Source organism: Streptomyces sp. P17, assembly GCF_032436805.1.
In the GTDB taxonomy this organism is placed as follows: Bacteria; Actinomycetota; Actinomycetes; order Streptomycetales; family Streptomycetaceae; genus Streptomyces.
Genome location: NZ_JAVRBF010000163.1, coordinates 1 through 2,151 on the forward strand (window position 1 = coordinate 1; position 2,151 = coordinate 2,151).

Genomic DNA, 2,151 nt, shown 5'->3' on the forward strand with positions numbered 1-2,151 from the left:
CCCGGCCAAACGCAGGGAACCCGCACCACAAACCTCATAGCGTCACGACCGTCTCACTGGACTTGAAATCTTCCGACGGGCCCTCGGTGTCGATCCTCGGTGCTGCTACTGCGCTGGAGAGACTGTCACTGTTCGCCCCACCCGCTGCTCGGCTGGCCTCGATCGGAGCCATGGGCGGCGCTCTGGCTTCCCTCCGCCTGAGGACGCCCGAGTTCCATTTGTTCAGCGACGCGATGGCGGCGGCCTGGAACCGCGCCTTTGCTATGCCTGGTGTCACGGGCCTGCTGCGGGGGCTCCCGGAAGGGCTTCTCGAGCCGCTGCGATCTGTCACCCGGCTGCTTGAGAGTCTTGGCGCCCCGATCGTCTGGCTGGCAAGGGCCGCTTTGGATGCCTACCGCCACGGCGACCATGAACCGATGCGCGAGTTCCTCTACACACATCTTCGTCTCCGGCCACCTACGGAGGATCACGCCCAAGCCCTGGCCATGGCGCTGTTGCTCCGGGAATGGGAGGAGCAGGTCGACCTCCAGGACCCCGATGCAGTCCGCGCCGTTCTACGGAAGTGTGCTCGGGAGGGCAACGACCTCGACAGCGACCACCAGGTCATGGGCTACAAGATCGGCCACATCGAGGAGCGGATCGACCTGCTGTCTCCCGCTCCCGGGCCGGAGGCTCTGGCCATCGCCACGGTGGTGCCCTGGGCCGAGCACTTCGACAACCGCCACGTCCGCTGCGCGACCGGGCGACTGAAGGAAGAGGAGCAGAAGGTGGCGCGTGCCTGGGCCGAGAACCCCCGGCTCAACTGGCGCCAGGCACCCCCACTGGTCGACGAGGACGTCGCCATGGGCGAACGTGTCCGGCGCAAGCTCCTGCGGCTGGGCGACGACATCGTCAGGCGGGCCAAGGCTCAGATCCCGGAGGTGAACTGATGGCGAGCAACGACAGGTCCCAGGAGCCGCTGCTGAGCCTGCGCTCCGCGGTAGTGTTCCTCATCAGTCTGCAGGCCGCCGTGGCAGCGGGGTTTCTCACCTACGTTTCCGGCAACCCGCTGGCCACCGCAGCACTCGCCGGCGGGGCCGCTTTCGGCGCGACGGTTGCCTTCGCCCGATCGGCGATCGGTTGATCCGTCCGACGAACACGGGCAGAACCTCAGGCGAGCCGCAGGAACAGGAACTTCCTACTGCGGCCGTCGCTTGAGTAATCCGAGTAGCTCGGAAGGGGCCGCGACGCCGATCAGCAGGGCCTTTCTCCGCTAAACCCGCAGTGTCGGGCGCCGCCGAGCGGACGCCGGGCGGGCCGCTGTCCGGCGGCTCCAGACGCAGGCATCCACAGACGAACCGCCGGGGCCAGCCACCGAGATCGTCGGGCGCCCCCCGCCGCCTGCTTACGCGCGAGCTTCAACAACTTTCTCCAGTCCCGTTGAACTTCTAGCTTGCAGTCTGGCAGACTTGAAGCTGTAAAGTTCAAAGCGGAGGCGCTACATGTCCAAGCCCATGCGAACCATCCAAATCGACGAAGAGGTGTTCGCCTACCTGCAGCGTCACAGCGAACCCCTGGTTGACACCCCAAACGACGTCTTGCGCCGCGAACTCCTGAAGGAAAAGGCGGCCTCCGCGGACGACGGGGGCGGCACCAAGTCCCCAGCGGCCGTGGCCAGCAAGCGACGTCCTGGAAGGCTGATGCCCATCATCGAAGCCGGTCTTGCGAGCCCCGGAGATAAGCTCCGGCATCACCAGTCGAGGCTCAAGCGCACCTATGAGGCCACCATCACGACCGATGGCTGGGTCCAAATCCCTGACGGACAAGAGTTCCCCCAGCCGTCCCCTGCGCTGCGGACGCAGACCGGAAACGAAATCAATGGGTGGGGTCAGTACACCCACGTCCCCAGCGGTCGGCCTCTGCAGAAACTGCGCGAAGAGGCTGCGGAGAAGACGCAGAAGTAACGCTTGGTAAATGGACGAAGTCGGACGGTTCAGGTGATGACTCATCACACTCGCCTGAGCCCTCGCTCGTCGCTCGCTATCGCCCACGGCCGTCCACGCCATGCCCTCAGCGCCGCCCCGGGGACACGAGACTCAGCCCGGATCCACCGGCTGACGTCTGTGGACAACTTCTCCGGGAATGAAGAAGAGCCTTGTGACCTGCGATGAT

3 protein-coding genes are annotated in these 2,151 nt (G+C 65.6%); all 3 read left to right on the plus strand.

What is annotated here, in order from left to right; genetic code table 11:
• The first annotated feature begins 485 nt into the window (after positions 1-485).
• The 3 genes from RMT89_RS40015 (at position 486) to RMT89_RS40025 (ending at position 1,943) form a co-directional block, all read left to right on the plus strand.
• Positions 486-929, plus strand: a complete 444-nt coding sequence (locus RMT89_RS40015) for a hypothetical protein (RefSeq protein ID WP_315888668.1) — start codon at positions 486-488, stop codon at positions 927-929.
• The gene (locus tag RMT89_RS40020) at positions 929-1,123 is read left to right on the plus strand and encodes a hypothetical protein (protein ID WP_315888669.1); all 195 of its coding nucleotides are present in this window, start codon (positions 929-931) and stop codon (positions 1,121-1,123) included. Before RMT89_RS40015 ends, RMT89_RS40020 begins: the two co-directional genes overlap by 1 nt.
• 358 nt (positions 1,124-1,481) lie before the next feature.
• Complete coding sequence (locus RMT89_RS40025; protein WP_315888670.1) at positions 1,482-1,943, plus strand: hypothetical protein; 462 nt, start codon at positions 1,482-1,484, stop codon at positions 1,941-1,943.
• Positions 1,944-2,151: the final 208 nt, after the last annotated feature.

Excerpts from the sequence above, each read along its gene's own strand:
- RMT89_RS40015 (WP_315888668.1), top strand. The coding sequence starts at position 486 with ATGGCGCTGTTGCTCCGGGAATGGGAGGAGCAGGTCGACCTCCAGGAC.
- RMT89_RS40020 (WP_315888669.1), top strand. The coding sequence starts at position 929 with ATGGCGAGCAACGACAGGTCCCAGGAGCCGCTGCTGAGCCTGCGCTCC.
- RMT89_RS40025 (WP_315888670.1), top strand. The coding sequence starts at position 1,482 with ATGTCCAAGCCCATGCGAACCATCCAAATCGACGAAGAGGTGTTCGCC.